The 443-nt window shown below is 51.5% G+C and carries 1 rRNA gene; it reads right to left on the minus strand.

Features of this window, described 5'->3' with window-relative positions:
- Window positions 1-443, minus strand: a 16S ribosomal RNA gene (locus ACTHSL_RS13065); the annotation flags it as partial.

Genomic DNA, 443 nt, shown 5'->3' on the forward strand with positions numbered 1-443 from the left:
GACTACTAGGGTATCTAATCCTGTTTGCTCCCCATGCTTTTGCGTCTAAGTGTCAGTAACAGTCCAAGTGGCCGCCTTCGCCTCTGTTGTTCCTCCCGATATCTACGAATTTCACCTCTACACCGGGAATTCCGCCACTCTCTCCTGCACTCTAGTCTTTCAGTATCCAATGCACTTCCTGGCTTGAGACCAGGGCTTTCACACCAGACTTAAAAAACCACCTACACGCGCTTTACGCCCAATAATTCCGAGTAACGCTTGCACCCCCTGTATTACCGCGGCTGCTGGCACAGGGTTAGCCGGTGCTTATTCTGTTGGTACCGTCATTTTTTTCGCTCCAACTAAAAGAGGTTTACAACCCGAAGGCCTTCGTCCCTCACGCGGCATCGCTGCGTCAGACTTTCGTCCATTGCGCAAAATTCCTAACTGCTGCCTCCCGTAGG

The sequence above is a fragment of the Neisseria sp. P0008.S010 genome (assembly GCF_051962715.1).
Classification (GTDB): Bacteria; Pseudomonadota; Gammaproteobacteria; order Burkholderiales; family Neisseriaceae; genus Neisseria; species Neisseria elongata.